Annotated in this window: 14 protein-coding genes and 1 pseudogene; 12 read left to right on the forward strand and 3 right to left on the reverse strand. The window is 44.8% G+C overall.

What is annotated here, in order from left to right; all coding sequences use genetic code 11:
- Window positions 1–32: 32 nt before the first annotated feature.
- On the reverse strand, window positions 33–911 hold the full coding sequence (locus tag NX722_RS08725; protein WP_262567652.1) for an integrase domain-containing protein: 879 nt from the start codon (window positions 909–911) through the stop codon (window positions 33–35).
- Between the two features lie 967 nt (window positions 912–1878).
- Window positions 1879–2328, reverse strand: a pseudogene (locus NX722_RS08730) (IS110 family RNA-guided transposase); the annotation flags it as partial.
- Window positions 2329–2486: 158 nt separating this feature from the next.
- Here NX722_RS08730 and NX722_RS08735 point away from each other — a divergent pair.
- From NX722_RS08735 to NX722_RS08750, 4 genes are all read left to right on the forward strand, one after another.
- Window positions 2487–3416, forward strand: coding sequence for a HamA C-terminal domain-containing protein (locus NX722_RS08735; RefSeq protein ID WP_262567653.1), 930 nt, complete (start codon window positions 2487–2489; stop codon window positions 3414–3416).
- Complete coding sequence (locus NX722_RS08740) at window positions 3409–5511, forward strand: DEAD/DEAH box helicase (protein WP_262567654.1); 2103 nt, start codon at window positions 3409–3411, stop codon at window positions 5509–5511. The genes NX722_RS08735 and NX722_RS08740 overlap by 8 nt, the downstream gene beginning before the upstream one ends.
- 300 nt (window positions 5512–5811) lie before the next feature.
- Window positions 5812–6267 carry a helix-turn-helix domain-containing protein gene (locus NX722_RS08745; RefSeq protein ID WP_262567655.1) on the forward strand — a complete coding sequence of 152 codons (456 nt, stop codon included), beginning with the start codon at window positions 5812–5814 and terminating at the stop codon, window positions 6265–6267.
- Entirely contained in the window at window positions 6231–6506 is a 276-nt protein-coding gene (locus tag NX722_RS08750) for a transposase (RefSeq protein WP_262567656.1), read from the forward strand. Before NX722_RS08745 ends, NX722_RS08750 begins: the two co-directional genes overlap by 37 nt.
- Window positions 6507–6910: 404 nt before the next feature.
- Here NX722_RS08750 and NX722_RS08755 read toward each other — a convergent pair.
- Window positions 6911–8334, reverse strand: a protein-coding gene (locus tag NX722_RS08755; RefSeq protein WP_262567467.1) for an ISNCY family transposase whose coding sequence is annotated in 2 segments (ribosomal slippage) — window positions 6911–7890 and window positions 7890–8334 — 1425 coding nt in all. Because the reading frame shifts where the segments join, the coding sequence is not laid out codon by codon here.
- Here NX722_RS08755 and NX722_RS08760 point away from each other — a divergent pair.
- The 8 genes from NX722_RS08760 (at window position 8326) to NX722_RS08785 (ending at window position 16966) form a co-directional block, all read left to right on the forward strand.
- Entirely contained in the window at window positions 8326–9810 is a 1485-nt protein-coding gene (locus NX722_RS08760) for a transposase (RefSeq protein WP_262567657.1), read from the forward strand. The two genes, NX722_RS08755 and NX722_RS08760, sit on opposite strands and share 9 nt — an antisense overlap.
- A 258-nt stretch (window positions 9811–10068) precedes the next feature.
- Window positions 10069–10752 (forward strand): C2H2-type zinc finger protein, encoded by a 684-nt coding sequence (locus NX722_RS28820; protein WP_407647971.1) that lies wholly within the window; start codon window positions 10069–10071, stop codon window positions 10750–10752.
- A gap of 145 nt (window positions 10753–10897) precedes the next feature.
- Window positions 10898–11434, forward strand: coding sequence for a transposase (locus NX722_RS28825; RefSeq protein WP_407648064.1), 537 nt, complete (start codon window positions 10898–10900; stop codon window positions 11432–11434).
- Entirely contained in the window at window positions 11325–11615 is a 291-nt protein-coding gene (tnpA, locus tag NX722_RS08765) for an IS66 family insertion sequence element accessory protein TnpA (protein ID WP_262567658.1), read from the forward strand. The genes NX722_RS28825 and tnpA overlap by 110 nt, the downstream gene beginning before the upstream one ends.
- A 1-nt stretch (window position 11616) precedes the next feature.
- On the forward strand, window positions 11617–11985 hold the full coding sequence (tnpB, locus tag NX722_RS08770; protein ID WP_262567659.1) for an IS66 family insertion sequence element accessory protein TnpB: 369 nt from the start codon (window positions 11617–11619) through the stop codon (window positions 11983–11985).
- A gap of 9 nt (window positions 11986–11994) precedes the next feature.
- Entirely contained in the window at window positions 11995–13548 is a 1554-nt protein-coding gene (gene tnpC / locus NX722_RS08775) for an IS66 family transposase (protein WP_262567660.1), read from the forward strand.
- Window positions 13549–14352: 804 nt separating this feature from the next.
- Entirely contained in the window at window positions 14353–15270 is a 918-nt protein-coding gene (locus NX722_RS08780) for a ComEC/Rec2 family competence protein (protein ID WP_262567661.1), read from the forward strand.
- A 58-nt stretch (window positions 15271–15328) separates the two neighbouring features.
- A complete protein-coding gene (locus tag NX722_RS08785) occupies window positions 15329–16966 on the forward strand; it encodes an IS1634 family transposase (protein WP_262564376.1) in 1638 nt (545 codons plus the stop codon).
- The last annotated feature ends 11 nt before the right edge of the window (window positions 16967–16977 follow it).

The following is a 16977-nucleotide window of genomic DNA, read 5'->3' on the forward strand; positions in this document are numbered from 1 at the left end:
GACTTTCCCTAAAGGGCTTGATATCATTGACATTAATCAACTTGTCGGGAATTGCTGGTGATCTGCTGATACCGTTCACAGGCGTAAGCGGCTCTCAGGTCATGGCGATTTTTCAACCCGTGCTTTTTCAAAACCGCACCGCTGTAATGACGAACAGCTGACAAAAAATCCGGCAGACGTTGGTTTATGGGAACCAGGTTGTCTTTGTTTTCTTGCTGATCATTCTGAATCGCTGCTGCGGCTTCAAGAGATTTCATGGCGGTATCACTGACTGGCACTAACCGTTCGACACGGCTGGGGCTGGTGACAGTAGACTTGCCTCTGCCACCTTTAGTGCCTCGCTCTATATCGATCACACCGTTTTCTTTGGCTTGAATCAGCGCGTTCTGGCAGTCCAGAAGAGCAGCTTCTCTGGAGCGCAGGCCGAGTTCACGACATAAACCCAACAAAGCAGCAATGCGATCATGCCCCTGGCGATAAAGTTCCTGTTGTGCAGCAGCGAGTTTTACACGACTGAGTTCTGGTGCTTCTGTACGGATATGGCAGCGTTTGGCGTCAAGGGCTTCGGCGGGACTAATAAAAATGTCGTTGTTGCCACGCAGGGCTTTAAGAACGGTGTTACAGGTGGATAATCGGTTTTGTGCTGTTGATACGACAATGGGTTTGCCTTGTCCGTTGAGTCTGGCTTTTAAATACCCAGCGTAGTCTTTCAGGGTGTGATTGTTGATTTGATGGGCTTCTTTAATGTCTTGGGTCTTAGCCCAGTCGCAAAACCGCTGCCAGCGTTCCGAATGAGTCGCAATGCTGTGGCGCTGGCCTGCCATAGTGGTTTTCAAAGCATTACGTCCGGCGTAACTGAGTTGCTTGCCATAGCCATAATTCCGGTCAGATTTACTGTGATAACGAGACATATTCTCTCCTGTCCGCCCTTGTCCGGTACACTGGGAACTTCCGTCCTGATAACCCTGTTATTGTTTAATGTGGAACCAGATCACGCTCTGGTCAGGCGGGACAGCCTTGTAACGCAAGGGCTGCGGGCAGTTATGCTCTTTGTGGAACAAGACAGATGCCAGCTGTTACTAACGCGCACCTCATAGCCTTTCTGTATAAAGGCCGGGTTTGGTATGGCGTTTGTGACATTGATAACCGCAGAGTTGCCTCCTGTTTTGCGGCGGCGGTGTGGTTTTGAGCTTGATATACGACGATAGATTTGCTGTGTGGCACGGATGCCAATAAGCCTGAAGCCTGTCTCTTGAAAGGCTTTTGATTGAGCGAATGGTCAACCTGATTTCAGGACAAATAGTTCGCTGTAAAAATGGAAGGATAGAATTGAACAGTGAGTCCGGTTTCTGTCATTTGGATAAAAAGCCTGCTTCTGACAACAGTAGTCAGATCATCCGGCTCGGTACACTGAGCAATGAAAATCAAATGATCAGGGAAACCTGCCAAAAGCAGTCAATGAAAGAATGTCTGAACAGTGCCAGGTGTTGAAATACCAAAAGCAGATCGCTTTCGGTGACGGTTTGCCCTGTCAATCGGTAACAGGGTATCAAATGAGTCGCTCGCAGGGAGTCCCAGTTGCCTCACGGCAATATCATGGGTGGGTTTTGTCGAGCCACGTATGCAGCGCACCCATTTCGCTGGTTTCTTCCCGACAAAACACTGAAGTGTGGCAAGTATAGTGAACTTGTTTTGATATAGCTCAGCTTACTGTAAACAAAACATGATAGGATAGTCAGGTTTTAAAATTTAACTGCCACTGTGAGACCGATGTCTGAATAATATCCGACCATTATTTCTGTCTTAGGCGGTAGTGTGGACGAACAAAAAGTTAGCGGTCAACAAGGCTTAAGACCGCATTACCACTCCGGTTAAGCACATGACGATGCCAAATTCTGACACCAAACCACGCAGCTGATTGATGATACCGGTTCGCATATGCACGTAGCCCTGGCGAATGCGATGGATAATTAATGATGCCTGTTGGTGTACGGTTTTTACCGGCACAAAGCGCATCTTCGGGCGACCAAAGGCTTCGCAGATGGCCTCTGCATCATTACTGTCGTTTTTTTCACCCTGTCGATACGGGGCAACGTATTTCGGAGCCATGATCCGGGCATCGTGACCCAGTTTGATAAATTCACGGGCCCAGTAATGAGCACCGGAGCAAGCCTCCATACCGATCAGGGCTGGAGGTAATTTGGCGACTTCAGGTATCAGTTGCTGTCGTTTTACCGTTTTACGAATGACGGTTCTGCCCTTCTGGTTAACACCATGCAGGCTGAACACATTTTTGGCCAGGTCGATACCGAGGGTTAATGTATTCATGAGCTTCTCCTGATGGAATATATCGCTGGATATACCAGTCTGGCATTATTTACCAAAAGTGGGAGGAGTCCATTTCATTCGTTAACTCCCCTCAGAGTAATAAATAAACATCGTATGTATAATTTAAATTCTCTTTTTGAAAACACCAAGGATGGAATATGACTTTTGAAGTCTTGGTTGAAGATCTCTTTTTAAATACATGCACAGATAAAAGTCTTGTACCAATAGAAAACAAGTCTATATTGTCACTAGCCAATGATTACCAAGAGGGAAAGTGGCGTCATAGTAAATTTCATAATTTTGTATGGGATAACATTGCAGAAACATCTTTATCCTATTCAGAAAGGGAAAGCTTAATAGATCAGTCTCATAGTAAATTGGTTGCCGCTGCACAGAGCTTGCGATTAACTGACTCGGATAGAGATATTGGAAAAGGAAGTGAGTTAGCAGAAATCATACTCTATGGAATAATGCGGTACCACTATAATGCATTACCTGTTGTACCTAAAATATTTTACAAACAGAACTCACAAGACAATGCAAAAGGTGCTGACAGTGTCCACCTTGTTCTTGATGATAAAAATGACTTTACAATTTGGTTCGGGGAAGCGAAATTCTTCAACGACATCTCAGATAGTAGACTTGGCGATATTGTTAAATCTGTTGGTAATTCGCTTGCAACAGACAAATTGAAGCGTGAAAATTCAATAATCACAAACGTTCGTGATGTTGACTATTTAGTATCTGATGAGCATCTACTTGAAAGCATAAAAAGTGCTCTAAGCCAAAGAGAATCAATAGACAACATTAAACCAAAACTTCATATACCAATACTTATTATTCATGAGTGCGAGATCACAGCTAACAATAATAGATTCACGGATGAATACAAGCAAAACATCATTGATCTTCACAAAGATAGAGCAACGGCATATTTCAAAAAACAAATAAAGTCATTGTCAAAAATTGATATGTATGATCGCATTACTTTTCACTTAATATTATTACCTGTGCCGAATAAGGAACAAATCGTTAATCGCTTTGTGAACAAAGTTAAGGTATTCAAAGAGGACGCTGCAGATGAGTGATATTTTTGAAGACCTTCATAATATTAACGACTTCATCAATGCCAACGAAATTGATTTCGCAAGAAATGAAGTAATCAAGTTGCTTGCAAAAATTGAAAAGCAAAATCTTGAATTTCCTGAACTTCTAAACCACTTTATTCGATCAGTCGGACTGTATCCTTATTTAGATTTGGAGAAAGCAAGCTGGCAAGAAAAGTTTATACACGAATCCTTTAAGGTAAATACTGGAGAAAATGATGTCACTTTACATAAAGAGCAGTCATCTCTACTAAAAAAGTTGCTTAAAGGAGAAAACATAGCAGTAAGTGCACCAACAAGCTTTGGGAAAAGCTTTGTTATAGATTCATTTATAGCAATAAACAAACCAAAAAACGTTGTTATTATTGTCCCAACAATTGCACTAACAGATGAGACAAGAAGAAGACTACAAAGAAAGTTCTCCAATAAATACAAGATAATAACAACTACTGATGTAGAACCAAGCAACAACAATATTTTCATTTTCCCACAAGAGCGAGCCATAAGTTACATAGGGATTCTAGAAGAAATTGACATTTTAATCATTGATGAATTTTATAAGGCGAGCAAAAAATATGATAAAGAGCGTTCGCCATCTTTATTAAGAGCAATTTTAAAGTTAAGTAAAATTGCAAAGCAAAGATACTTTTTAGCTCCAAATATAAAACATCTTAATGGCAGCGTATTTACCGAGGGAATGGAGTTCATAAGTCTAAATTACAACACTGTTTTTCTCGAAAAAAACGAAGTTTATAAACAGATTAGCGATGATGTTTACACGAAAAGTGATGCGCTAATCGACATTTTGAAAAAAGAACAAGGTAAAACACTTATTTATGCAGGAACATATTCAAGTATCAATGAAGTTTCAAATCTACTTATTGATGAAACCCCTCAAACAGAAAGTCAACTGCTAATTGGTTTTTCTCACTGGCTAATTAAAAACTATGACCGCAATTGGCAGCTGACAAGCCTAATTAAGCGTGGTTGTGGTGTACATAATGGGCGTTTACATCGCTCATTAAGCCAAATACAAGTCAAGCTCTTCGAAGAGCAAAATGGCTTAAATAGATTATTGTCTACATCTTCAATCATTGAAGGTGTCAATACGTCAGCTGAAAATGTTATTCTCTGGAGGAATAAGAATGGTACATACAATCTTAATGACTTCACATATAGGAATATCATTGGTCGTGGTGGCCGCATGTTCAAACATTTTATTGGCAATATATTCTTGTTAGAAGAGCCACCGAAAAAAGAAGAAAACCAAATAGACCTTGAGTTCAGTGATGAATTGGCAGCGAGTATTGATGAAAAACAATTTTCCCAAGAACTGACGCAAGAACAAATTGCAAAAATAATTGCTTATAAAGAAGAAATGTCAGAGATTCTAGGTGAGGAGTCCTTTGACCGTTTACAAAAAGAACATGCATTTGATGATGCAGATACATCTGTAATATTGCGAATATCAAGAGCTCTTGATGAATCTCCAAATAATTTTAAAGGACTTGGCTACCTTAATTCTAGCGACCCTGAACAATGGGAATATTCTCTTTTTAAAGTCCTTGAGGTCATACCAGGCTATATTGGTGCACCATACAGGCAGTTCGTAGAATTTATAAAAGTTATCTCACAAAATTGGAGCATGAATTTTCACCAATTACTAAACCGTTTAGATCAGCACAATATTGGCATAGATGATTTTTTTGAGCTTGAGAGAAAAGCTACTTTTAAATTTGCATCTTTATTAAATGAAATAAATGTAATTCAGCACGAACTTTATCCAGAGCGATCTATAGATATATCATCGTTTGCTTCCAAGGTTTCATATGCATTTCTTCCTCCGAATGTATATATTCTCGAAGAGTATGGACTACCTAGAATGATTTCTAAAAAAATCCATGATTCAGGTTTAATAAATCTAGAGGACGATGAAATCAGTATTCATGATGTATTAGATTCGTTTAATGAGCTGGGATATGATCAAGTAATCCTGAGGGCTACAGACTTGGATTATTTTGATAAATATATCTTAGAGCATTTTTATGAAGGTATTTATAAACCTGAGCAATCTTAAAACCATACACCCGGAAGTTAAATCGGGTAAGAGCTGGTCTTTCTCCAGCTCTCCCCACACCACACCGGCATGCGAGTCCGCACCGGGCGGTTCACAGAAAGTATTAACCTTCACAGGATTCAATGGCTGGTAGCTATCATCTCTATTCTCTTGCCTGAGTCCGAGGTTCGGCTGTCTGCTCACCCTGTGTTAGCCAGAGCTGGTTTCAAATTCTTTCGCCAATATCGAGTATTGGTTTGTACGCATTATAAGTAACACCTGTCGTTTGGTATTATCTCCTGCTTCATAGATGAGGCAGTAATGAATAATATTGACGGACGCAAAATCTCGGATCAGGTCAGAGAACAAATACGATTTGAGGCCATTAGAGACTGGCATGCAGGCATGAACCCTTCCAGCCTCGCTCGCAAATACGGTACGTCAAGAAAGACTGTCTATGAATGGATTGATCGTTATGAAAGTAATGGTTGGGACGGCCTCAAAACACGTACAGGCAAGACAGGTCCTAAACCAAAACTATCTCCAGAGCAGCAACAACAACTCCACCTGATTCTCAGAAGCAATTCTCCCATAGACTATGGCTACCAAACTCCACTTTGCACTTGTCAGATAGTCGCCAAGCTTATTGATCAGAAATTTCAGGTCAAATATGTATCAGCCTCTGTTGCCAGGCTTCTTAAGCGGATGGGATTTAGCCCCCAGAAGCCCCGTTGGGGAGCATGGCAGCAAGACCAAAAAAAATTGCTGAATGGCTGAATCTCCGCTATCCGCAGATACTCAAAAAAGCAGTTGAGCAAGATGCCATTATTTTCTTTCTGGATGAATCTACGGCCAAGTCAGAAAGTCATCGTGGTCGGACGTGGGGCGTCAAGGGACTCACTCCTGTCGTGAAAGCTACGGGCTCAAGACACAGGTTAAACCTTATTTCGGTTGTAAGTTCCGAAGGGATAATGAGATACAAAACATTTACACTCGATGCTGCAGTTTTTAAGTGATTCGAAGGGGAGTGTCACGGGGGAGGAAAAAAGAAGTAGACTACCACTGCGGCTCCGAAATCAGGCCTTGCGAGATTCCGTCATAGCCACAGCAGCAGGCTGGAAGGTAAGATCGCATAGGAACTTAATTACCGTCAAGTGTCGTTTGTGCTAATCCGCCCATTACCTGCTGTCACCGCCTTTCTGGATGCTCTAAATAGTGCCTGTCAGAAAACCCCTGAAAAACCTCTTCTGATTCTGGCGGGCAGGAATTGATAGTGATCAGATTTCACTGCCAACACAGTGCAAGAGCAGTTTTTATACTATGCTGCTCAAAATTTAATCAAAATCACCTATTTCCGAGCATAGTAAACCCTCACGCATGGCATGATCAAAAGCAAAGGAGCGGGTATCTGGCTCGAAGGTTACTGACGATCTCTGGTCAGAAGAATTTTACCCAGCCGCTTCAAATTACCGGCAACAACCGCCAGTGCAACGTAGCGCTTAAAACCCTCAATGCCTTTATCCGGGCATTTGTCGAGACCGTTCGCCTCCAGTGCATTGATATCAGATTCAACGGCTGAGTGTTTTCTTTTTGCCCGAATAAATTCCGGGTGAGATTCCCGCTTTTTGTCAATGGCTGACAGCCTGCCTTTTTTGGGCAAAACTGCACGTTCCAGCAGCACTTCGAGCTTTTCAAGATTACCCGGACTCCAGAAACCTTTGTCGTAGCTCACCTGGCTTAATGCTGAAAACCGTTTTTTGGCACCCTCTGCCATAGGCACTGTAACCTGGTCGTCTGTCTGCTTTTGCATGACCTGGTGATGCAGGGTAAAACCAAACTGATCCTGCAACACGCAAACCCGTAATCCCAACTCCACCGGGGTTCCGGCTTTCCCCTTGCTGATCCACTCGGTGTGAGGTTCAAAAATTGAGAACACCTTCTCATTATGAGGAATCTGCTCGTACTCAATAACCCGCCGGTAAATCAGGTCTATCTGATGGTGGCTATGGGCAATGTGGTATTTAAGGTTCTCCAGCCTTGGCTCATCCGGTTGTTGTTTGGTCAGCAAAGACAAGGTCAATTCAGCTTTGCGGATAATTGAGGTGCTGTACTTGATGTACTCAAGATGAGCCATTTCAACTTCGTGCTGCCGCAAGCGCTGTTTCAATTCACAGGTAGCGCTGGAATGCTTCAGGTTTCGTGCTTTGTTATAACGCTTGCGGTGCTGATCCTTCAGGTATTCACGCTGACGCCAGCCCGGCAGTCGATACTGGTCAGATAGAGCTGACGCAAACTCGATACTCTTACGACAAGCGTCGCTCAATAAGCCGATATCCGTAGGAAAGTGGACATCGGTTTTAACTACGAACGAATCGGCACGGCCATGTAGCGGTTCATCTTTTTTTTTACGAGCTGATGACCTGCTGCCACTATAATCTGGTTTACCTGATCCAGTATTTCCGGCGTGAAGCAGCTGATATTATCCTGCAGTGTCTGAGTATGGTAAGAGTGCGTGCAGTAAGGGCCGTGACCCAGCATTTTCCTGAGAGTGCCATGCTCATTAGCCAGTTCTTTCAGGCGGTCGTAGTCGCAGTTAGTGACCAGGCGAAGTGTGCCAAACACCAGTATTTTCCAGAACTCCATACCAGGACGGCCATTGTTTTTGTCTGTGGAAGTCATGGTGTCGAGTACTTGAAAAACCTGATTACGCAGCTCAAGGTTTGTCCATATGTGCTGCAAAGCTTTCAGCAGACGGGGGATGTCGTCTCTTGACTTAGCGTCAAAGGTGATGGCAGAGATATCAACCTCGCCCAACTGCATTTGTGGGTTGATGGTTTGGCGCATAAATGTGAAAACAGCCTGTTTTGTAAAATCTTCGAGAACTATATGGGGCTGCAGGCTGCTGTTTTCAAGTGTTTGAGGGTTTTCGGACAGGCACTAAATAACTCACTCAAATCCATCAGTTCGTCTGCACAGCTGAGTAAAAGCCAGAAGGTGACACTGGGTGTTTTTATCATGGGCATTGTCGTAACCAAAGCCATTAACTGGGCCGCTTTTGAACGCAGAAGTTTGGGCAAGTTCAAAACAACCCGCCTGTGCTGGATGTTTTATAAGGCTGAAATAGCATGGCATAGCTTGTTACAGGCCAGCATCAGAAACATACTCTTAAGCTATGGGATAAAAGCCGGAACCCTTGCAGCTGACGACACAGGGAAGAAGCGTACCAAGCGAACCTCCAAAATAGACGGCGCCCACAAGGTAAAAGATAAATCAACGGGCGGCTACTTTAACGGACAGGAACTGGTCTTCATGGTGCTTGTCACTGAAATAGCCACCTTCCCGGTAGGGTTCCGTTTCTATGTACCCGACCCTGCATTGTCGGCGTGGAGGAAGAAAGACAAGTCGCTCAGGAAACAAGGTGTTCAGAACAAAGAGCGACCTGCGCGCCCCGAACCAGACCATGTTCGCTATCCCACCATGCAGTCGTTGACACTGGATATGCTGCAAGAATTTGTTGATGCGTTCCCGGAAATCGCAATCAGAGGTGTACTCGCTGACGCATTGTATGGCACAGGAGACTTCATGGATAAGGCAGCTGCGATAACCGGCGGAGCCCAGGTTATCAGCCAGTTACGCTCCAACCAGAAAGTGTCTAACAGAGGTCATTCTGAAGCTGCCCTGAAAACTTATTTTGCACGTCAAAAGGGAGTTCAGGCCCAACTTATGATCCGAGGTGGCAAAGAAGAGCAAGTCACCATTCAAGCAGCTCGATTGTATGTTAAGGCTCATGGGAAAAGACGTTTTGTTATTGCCCTGAAGTATGAAGGTGAGGAAGATTATCGTTACCTGGTGGCTTCAGATATGTCATGGCGACATACCGATATAGTCAGGCTTTACACCTTGAGGTGGTTGGTCGAGGTTTTTATTCAGGACTGGAAAGCCCACTGCGGCTGGAACAGATTGAGCAAGCAGCAAGGTGCTGATGGATCGCAGCGTGGCGTGATTCTGAGTCTGCTGTGCGAACATATGCTATTGCTGCACCCTGAGCAATTCGTCCTGCTAAAAAACAAACAGCCCGGGATGCCCGTTGGTTGTCTGATCGAGCGCCTCAACGCGGAAGCATTGCTTAACACGGTAAAAGCGGTGGTGGAGTCGGATGATCCGGACAATGAGCTACAGGCTCTTACATTAGCGTTGGAAGACACTCTGCCTAAACGAGAGTCGAGTAGACATATGGCTGGTAGAGACCTGGGAAGACAGGAAGCAACGGACACATTGAAAGCTCATGCTCAGAAATTTGAATTGTTGGACGCAGCTTAGCATTGGGGCGCATGGAGCGTGTTGTTTAAGGGGAGCGGCAATCAACAATTTACCGGCTCCGGAACAATTGCTACACCCCATTTCTTTAACTCAGGGCGGCGAATGATGTGAGGCTGTATTTCAGCTAGTCGCTACCGCAATGCGCGAGACAGCACAGAAAGCACTATAATTTACCGTGTTTTTCCTATGTCAGTAATTTCCAGAAACAGACTTATGATTTGAAACCGGAACATTAATGGCAGTAAAAGAGGTTCTGGTATGCCATTTAGATGTTCAGAATGTGGCAGGAACTGTACGACCCAGTACAAACTCACCAGACACATGCTAACTCATGCAGGCGAAAATCCATATAGCTGTGATTTCTGTGGACAAGATTTTCCCAATGTGTCTGATTTAATCAGACACAAGCGAACCCATACAGGTGAAAAGCCATATAGCTGTGAGGTCTGTGGAAAAAAATTTAGCCAGTCGTATAGTTTAACCAGACACATGCGAACTCATACAGGCGAAAAGCCATATATCTGTGAGGTCTGTGAAAAAGGTTTTACCGCAAAGAGTGATTTAACCAGACACATGCAAGCCCATACAGGGCAAAAGTTTCTTTGCCCAGTCTGTAAATCTGGTTATACACGACGAGATAGACTCCATAAGCACATAGAAAAGCGTCACCCAGCCCCGAATACGCCTGATACAACCGTATTCATTCAGGCGTCCGCCGGAGTAGTCACAACAACACGCTCTTTTAACTCTGGCCTAGGCTCCCCCACAACAATCAGCGTAAGCCATATCAGCTCAACTAATGAAGAAAGACCACCGGTTAGAGTGGTTACTAATTCAACTCCGTTAACAGAGACAACTATTGTCACACAACGTGATGGAAAAGTTATTGTAACTACTGAGCTCCGGGCAGAAACTGATCTCCGTAATCCTTCATCGCAATAAGGGCAGTAGCAGAGAAAAACAACCCATCGAAGGTGGGGATGACGGTTCAGGGTTTATTTCGCATTTTTCACCTTTTGCGACAGCCTCTTCTGCGGGAATGACGAAGCACTGGTATATTCTACAGTGCTGCTTCCCTAAGTAAAAACTGCAGCATCGAGTTACAGGAAGTATGGATCGCTTTGCCTTCGTAAACTTTCTTAAATCTCTGGTTCGAAGCGTTGATAAACCCGTGATTGTAATCACAGATGGACATCCTGCACACAAGGCAAAGCACACGCAAGAATATGTGGCACAGGAGCCAAGGCTGCTCGATCTTCACTTACTGCCGGGCTATTCACCGGAACTGAATCCGGATGAACAAGTTTGGAACCACCTTAAAGAAAAGCTTGGAAAGGTTGCCCTGAAGACGAAAGATGAATTTATAAAGTTCATCCGGGGCAAGATGGGAAGCTTGCAAAAAAGTCCTGAAACAATCAAAGGATTCTTCAGGGAAACCGGTCATTTAAGGACGTCTACCCAAACTCTCCATGACAGCCCATGCTACTCCGGCATTCATCATGCCGGAGATCACCATGGCTACAGAAACAAACCGACCCAAACGACTCAGCCAAAGCCAGTGGCAAGCCCTTATCACCGAACAACAAAACGGTACTGCCACTCAGTCCGAGTTTTGCCGGTCTAAAGGACTCTGCCTGGCTACCTTTTATAACTGGAAGAAAAAACTGAACAATAACGACAAGCCAGCAGAACAGAAAGCCCCTGAATTTATAGAGTTGCCGGTTGCCTCAGAACCTTTGCCCAAACAGACCTGGGACATTGAACTCGAACTCCCCGGCAACGTCATCCTTCGCATGCGGCAGTAACATGTTTTTCCCTGAATCCGGTGTTCGGGTGTGGTTATGCACCCGGCCGACTGACATGCGTAAGTCCTATGATGGCCTGTCGGCACTGGTCAAAAACCAGCTCAAGGAGAACCCTCTCAGTGGACAGCTGTTTGTGTTTATCAACCGCAAAGGCAACCAGGTCAAGATACTCTACTTTGACCGCAGCGGTTACTGCATTTGGAGCAAACGACTTGAACAGGGTACTTTTCGCCACCACTGGCAGGATGCCACAAAACATTCATTATGCTGGACCGATTTGAAACTCTTGCTTGAAGGCATTGACCTCAGCTCTGTCCAGAAATTTAAACGTTATGACCATGAGCTGCACACTGCTGAAAAGCAGCTATAGTCATACCCCATGAATCATTCTGAAACCGCCAATCCCGTTGACCTGCAACTGCAAAACCGCCAGTTGCAGTCAGCGTTGGATACAGCACTTCAGGAACTTTCTTCTGCCAGACAGCAGCTCAACTGGTTTAAACGGCAGGTATTTGGTGAGAAGTCCGAAAAACGACTGACTATTGATAACCCTGACCAGATAGACCTTGGTGAGATTTTCGCCAAGCCAGAGACAACACCGCCCCCTGAAACAGAAACCATCACCTACGAACGACGCAAGAAGCAGCGTTCCGACGATTGCGTCACCGATGAAGGGCTTCGCTTTGACGAACGGGTACCCGTTGAAGTCACTGAATTGCCAGCACCGGAACTGCAGGGTGAGGATGCGGATCAATACGAAGTCATTGACTATAAAACCACCCGAACACTGGTTCAGCGCCCCGGCAGCTACGTCATTCATGAACAGCGTCGCCCAGTAGTCAGGCATAAGCCCAGCCAGACCCTGACGACAGTAGCCGCCCCTTCCGGCATTTTTGACCGCAGCATTGCCGATGTCAGTTTGCTGGCTGGAATGCTGATCGACAAGTTTGTCTTCCACCTGCCTTTATACCGCCAGCATCAGCGCATGGCACTCAGCGGAGTCAAACTGAGCCGGACGACACTGACCAACCTGGTTTATAGAAGCATTGAACTGCTCAAGCCAGTACATAGTGCCTTATTAAAGAGTGTGCTGGAAAGCCGCATACTGGCCATGGACGAAACACCGGGCAAAGCAGGCCGCAAGGAAAAAGGCAAAATGCAGAAAGCCTGGTTCTGGCCGGTCTATGGCGAACGGAACGAAGTGGCGTTTACCCTGTCACTGACCCGATCTACACGGCACATCGAGCCACTACTGAAAGACTTTAAAGGCGTGTTGCTGACTGATGGCTACGGTGTTTATGACAGCTACTGCAAAAAACACCCTGACATCACGCAAGCTCAGTGTTGGGTGCATTGTCGCAGGTACTTTGACTGGGCGAAAGACGATGAACCTGAAGCCGTTGCTCATGCACTCGCCCTGATCGGCAAACTGTATCGCGTAGAAAAACGTATTCGTGATACCGACACTGCCGGAGACGAGAAGCAGTGCATCCGACAGGAGGAGTCACTACCTCTTGTGGATGAGTTTTTTGACTGGTGCCGTAAGGAACGGCAGAGGCCGGAACTGACCAAAACGAACCCATTGAGCAAAGCACTGGCGTATGCTGAAAACCATCAAGCGTCACTGAGAGTGTTTCTGGATGACCCGGATGTTCAGATGGACACCAACCATCTTGAGCGATTACTCCGATGTATCCCAATGGGAAGAAAAAACTACTTGTTTAGCTGGACAGAAACGGGTGCAGAGCATATTGCCATCATCCAGAGCCTGCTGGTCAGCTGTCGCCTGCAAGATATTGACCCCTACAAGTACCTGGTTGACGTCCTCCAAAGAGTCAGCCTCCACCCCGCCCGACAAATCAATGAGCTGATTCCCCGGAATTGGAAAGAGCGTTTTGGGAAAAATCCGTTAAAAGCGCCTCTGGACAAGTAGGGGGAGTCTGTACCCTGTTTGAACGCTTACTCTTCAGGTTACACGATACCAGTTATGCTTGCAGGCAGTGTTACGTATAATATTCAAAGATCAATAAGAGCCAGTCGGCTCGTTCGCTATTGAGGGTACATGACTCCTCTCTGCTTTCTATGTTCAGTCCTTCGTTGGCGACTCCTGTCGAACAACTACGCGGTAACTGCTCCTGCGTTACTCTAGCTCCTGCATCCATGCAGTCGTATGACGTCTGCTGACTTCTGTTCAATCACCATACAGAATTACTCCTGCGGGCGCTATTGGTGGTCATCGGGTTTGCTCGAACAGGATGATGAGCCCTGTCCGCCGAGCCTGTTGTAACCAGTAGCTGAGAACTGGGATTGACCAATCGCATGTTGAACAGACCTCCCCGGATAAGAGCATGAACTGTCAGTGCACAAGGCTTCCGCGTCCTGCTCACGCCCCTCACCTGCATCCATGCAGGCGACCGCCGCATTTACCGTATCTCTCAAACCAGAGGGCTTTGTGATCTTTGGCTCACTCGCCCACGAGACTCGACCTTGTATACGATTTCTGTCCGTCGGCTCGCACTTTTGCAGTCAGACTGCCTCCGCACAATCCCTCGCGAGATTGCACTTGCCTTAAGCTAGTGGTTATCATCGGTGGGCTTATTCGGCTCCAGATCCGATGCTGGTTTACCCACAGGGGACTTTCACCCCATAAGTTCATGCCCATGCCGGGCGTACCAAGAGCTTCGTTCGGACGGCGACGCCGCCGTACAAGCGGGGGTTAGGCAAATAAGGATATATCGTGCCGTCACATATAAAAATTTACATAGAAAACTACATCTCAAAGATAAATGGTGAGGATGTCGAATATACAATTGACTTTGATTCGATTGAAAGCGGTAGAACTCTATTAAAAAGTATTTCTCAAACTGCCGAATACAATCCTGATAAATTCTACAATTTAAGACTACGGTATTCTGGTAGACACCGAATGCACCCTGGCTCTTGGTACTCTCTACCAATAAAGCTGTTCTCTAAGTCAGAATATGACGATATCGGTGAAGATGACGAAGGAAGTGGTGGGTACTCAGGAATTATAAAAGTAAAAAAATCAATTGATAATTACACGCAGTATTTAACAAGCCAATCCAAACATGATTATAAAGTATTTTCCGATATTGAGATTGGATTTAAAAACACAATAAAGGAATTGTCAGTAATCAACTGCGGGCAAGGTAATTGGAACGAAATACATACAGATAATGAAATCTTAATTTATGATACAGGGGCTTCATCTAGATACAAAACTTCAGAAATACAAGACCTTGTAGAAAAGAGATTTTCCACCTTCAAAAACAAAGAAATTTGCATAATAATTAGCCATTGGGACATGGATCACTTTCAAGCATTAAAGTATTTAAGTGATCACCATCTTAGAGGAATAAAATATATTTATGGACCCTCTAATATTCCCAATTCAAATGTATATAAAAGTACTGTAGAACATTTGAAATCTAAAAACGTAGGACTAACATTAATTTCTCCAAGCACTAAACGCACCGGTAGAGCAATAAATTTAAACCAAGTATCATCATCTAACTCTGTTGATGTATATAGAGCTGTTAATGGAAGATCCAGAAATCAAACTGGAATCGTACTCGTCATAAAAGGAAATAGTAAAATTACCATCCTCACTGGTGACCCGTCATTCAGCACTTAATCTGAGAATTTCCTAAAACCATCTAAAATGTAAAAAATTTTCAGACTGAGCATATGCCATGCAACCTCATCAATTTCACATTCAACGCATCGACCATACGGGGTTGGTGGCCGGTATGTGCAAAGAGCTCGGGATCGCTAACCTCTTGGATTCTCTGGTTCCCAACCAATCTGAAACCAGAAAGATTTCCTTCGGAGAAACCGTTGTCTCAATGCTGCTTAACGGACTGGGCTTCACTGCTCGCACACTCCACATGTTCCCTGAGTTTCACGCCGACAAACCACTGGATAAACTTATTCGGCCGGGTATAGAGCCGGAACATATCAACGAAAGTGTACTCGGCAGAGCCTTGGATCAAATTTTTGAACTGGGTGTAAGTGAGGTCTATTTATCACTGGCTGTCAAGGCCGTTAATGTCTTGAAACTGCCGTGTAATGCTCTGAATCTTGATTCAACCAGCTTTCATGTGGACGGTCGTTATAACAGTGAGTCTGAAGTCGATGAAGAAGATCTGAACTGCATTAAAATCTGTCGTGGATACAGCAGAGATCACCGACCTGAATTAAATCAGGCGATACTGCTCCTAATGACTGAAAATCAGGCGGGTATTCCCGTATTCATGGCCGCATCCAGTGGCAATATAAACGACAACACTAATTTTAAAAAAGTCATCAGCAAGCATTTGAAATGCTACAAAGAGGCGCTGAATAATCGTTACCTGATCGGCGATGCTGCACTTTATACAACAGACAATGTACAGATATTGCATCAGCAAAAGCAACAGTTCATCACCCGGGTTCCGGCTAAAATAAAATCCGCAAGAGAGCTTGTGGACAGTGTCGCTTCTTGTGCGATGACACCGGTTGAAGATGCCGAAGGTTATGAGAGCTGCGAAGTACTGTCCGACTATGCGGATGTATCTCAACGGTGGGTTCTGATTCGCAGTGAACAGGCTCGGAAAAGCGAACAGAAAACACTGCTCAAAAAACTGTTGAAAAAGTCAGAAAAAGAAGCGGAAGCACTGACCAGCAAGCTGGCGAAGAAACCGTTCAAGTGTGAAACGGACGCATTGCGTGCGTTCAATGAGTGGCAATCAAAAAGCAATTATTGTCAGGCAGAACCTGTAATTACGACAAAACCATGCTATACCAAAGTGGGACGTCCGGAGAAAGACAGCAAACCAGATAGCGTGGAGTATTATGTCAGCGGTCATCCTTGGGTATCCGTTGACTGTCGTAAAGTAGCAGAGGCTTCCCTGGGGTGCTTTGTGTTGGCAACAAATGATCTGGACAGGAGCCGGCTAAGTTCAGCAGAAGTGTTGAGCACTTATAAATCACAGCAGTCGGTGGAGCGTGGATTTCGGTTTCTTAAAAGCCCTGAATTTCTGGTCTCCTCGCTGTTTTTAAAGAAGCCGGAACGTATAGAAGCGTTGCTTATGGTGATGACGCTTTGCCTGTTAGTCTACGCAGCGATACAGCATCGAATCAGGCATGAATTAAAGCGTCAGAGTAGGTTCTTTCCGGATATGAAGCGAAAGCCCTATCAGAATCCGACTGCACGCTGGGTATTTTTTTGCTTTCAGGGAATTAATGTTTTATTGGTCGATGGTCATGAAAAACATGTCGTTGGCTTGCAGGAGAGGCAATTAACCATCATTTCAATTCTTGGTCGACCGTACCAAGAGATTTATTCCTGATATAGGTGCTG

The organism is Endozoicomonas gorgoniicola (assembly GCF_025562715.2).
Lineage (GTDB): Bacteria > Pseudomonadota > Gammaproteobacteria > Pseudomonadales > Endozoicomonadaceae > Endozoicomonas_A > Endozoicomonas_A gorgoniicola.

Coding starts and splice junctions, on each gene's coding strand:
- NX722_RS28820 (WP_407647971.1), top strand. CDS start 10,069: ATGCCATTTAGATGTTCAGAATGTGGCAGGAACTGTACGACCCAGTAC.
- NX722_RS08735 (WP_262567653.1), top strand. CDS start 2,487: ATGACTTTTGAAGTCTTGGTTGAAGATCTCTTTTTAAATACATGCACA.
- tnpB (WP_262567659.1), top strand. CDS start 11,617: ATGTTTTTCCCTGAATCCGGTGTTCGGGTGTGGTTATGCACCCGGCCG.
- NX722_RS08740 (WP_262567654.1), top strand. CDS start 3,409: ATGAGTGATATTTTTGAAGACCTTCATAATATTAACGACTTCATCAAT.
- NX722_RS08725 (WP_262567652.1), bottom strand. CDS start 911: ATGTCTCGTTATCACAGTAAATCTGACCGGAATTATGGCTATGGCAAG.
- NX722_RS08785 (WP_262564376.1), top strand. CDS start 15,329: ATGCAACCTCATCAATTTCACATTCAACGCATCGACCATACGGGGTTG.
- tnpC (WP_262567660.1), top strand. CDS start 11,995: ATGAATCATTCTGAAACCGCCAATCCCGTTGACCTGCAACTGCAAAAC.
- NX722_RS08745 (WP_262567655.1), top strand. CDS start 5,812: ATGAATAATATTGACGGACGCAAAATCTCGGATCAGGTCAGAGAACAA.
- tnpA (WP_262567658.1), top strand. CDS start 11,325: ATGGCTACAGAAACAAACCGACCCAAACGACTCAGCCAAAGCCAGTGG.
- NX722_RS08750 (WP_262567656.1), top strand. CDS start 6,231: ATGGCAGCAAGACCAAAAAAAATTGCTGAATGGCTGAATCTCCGCTAT.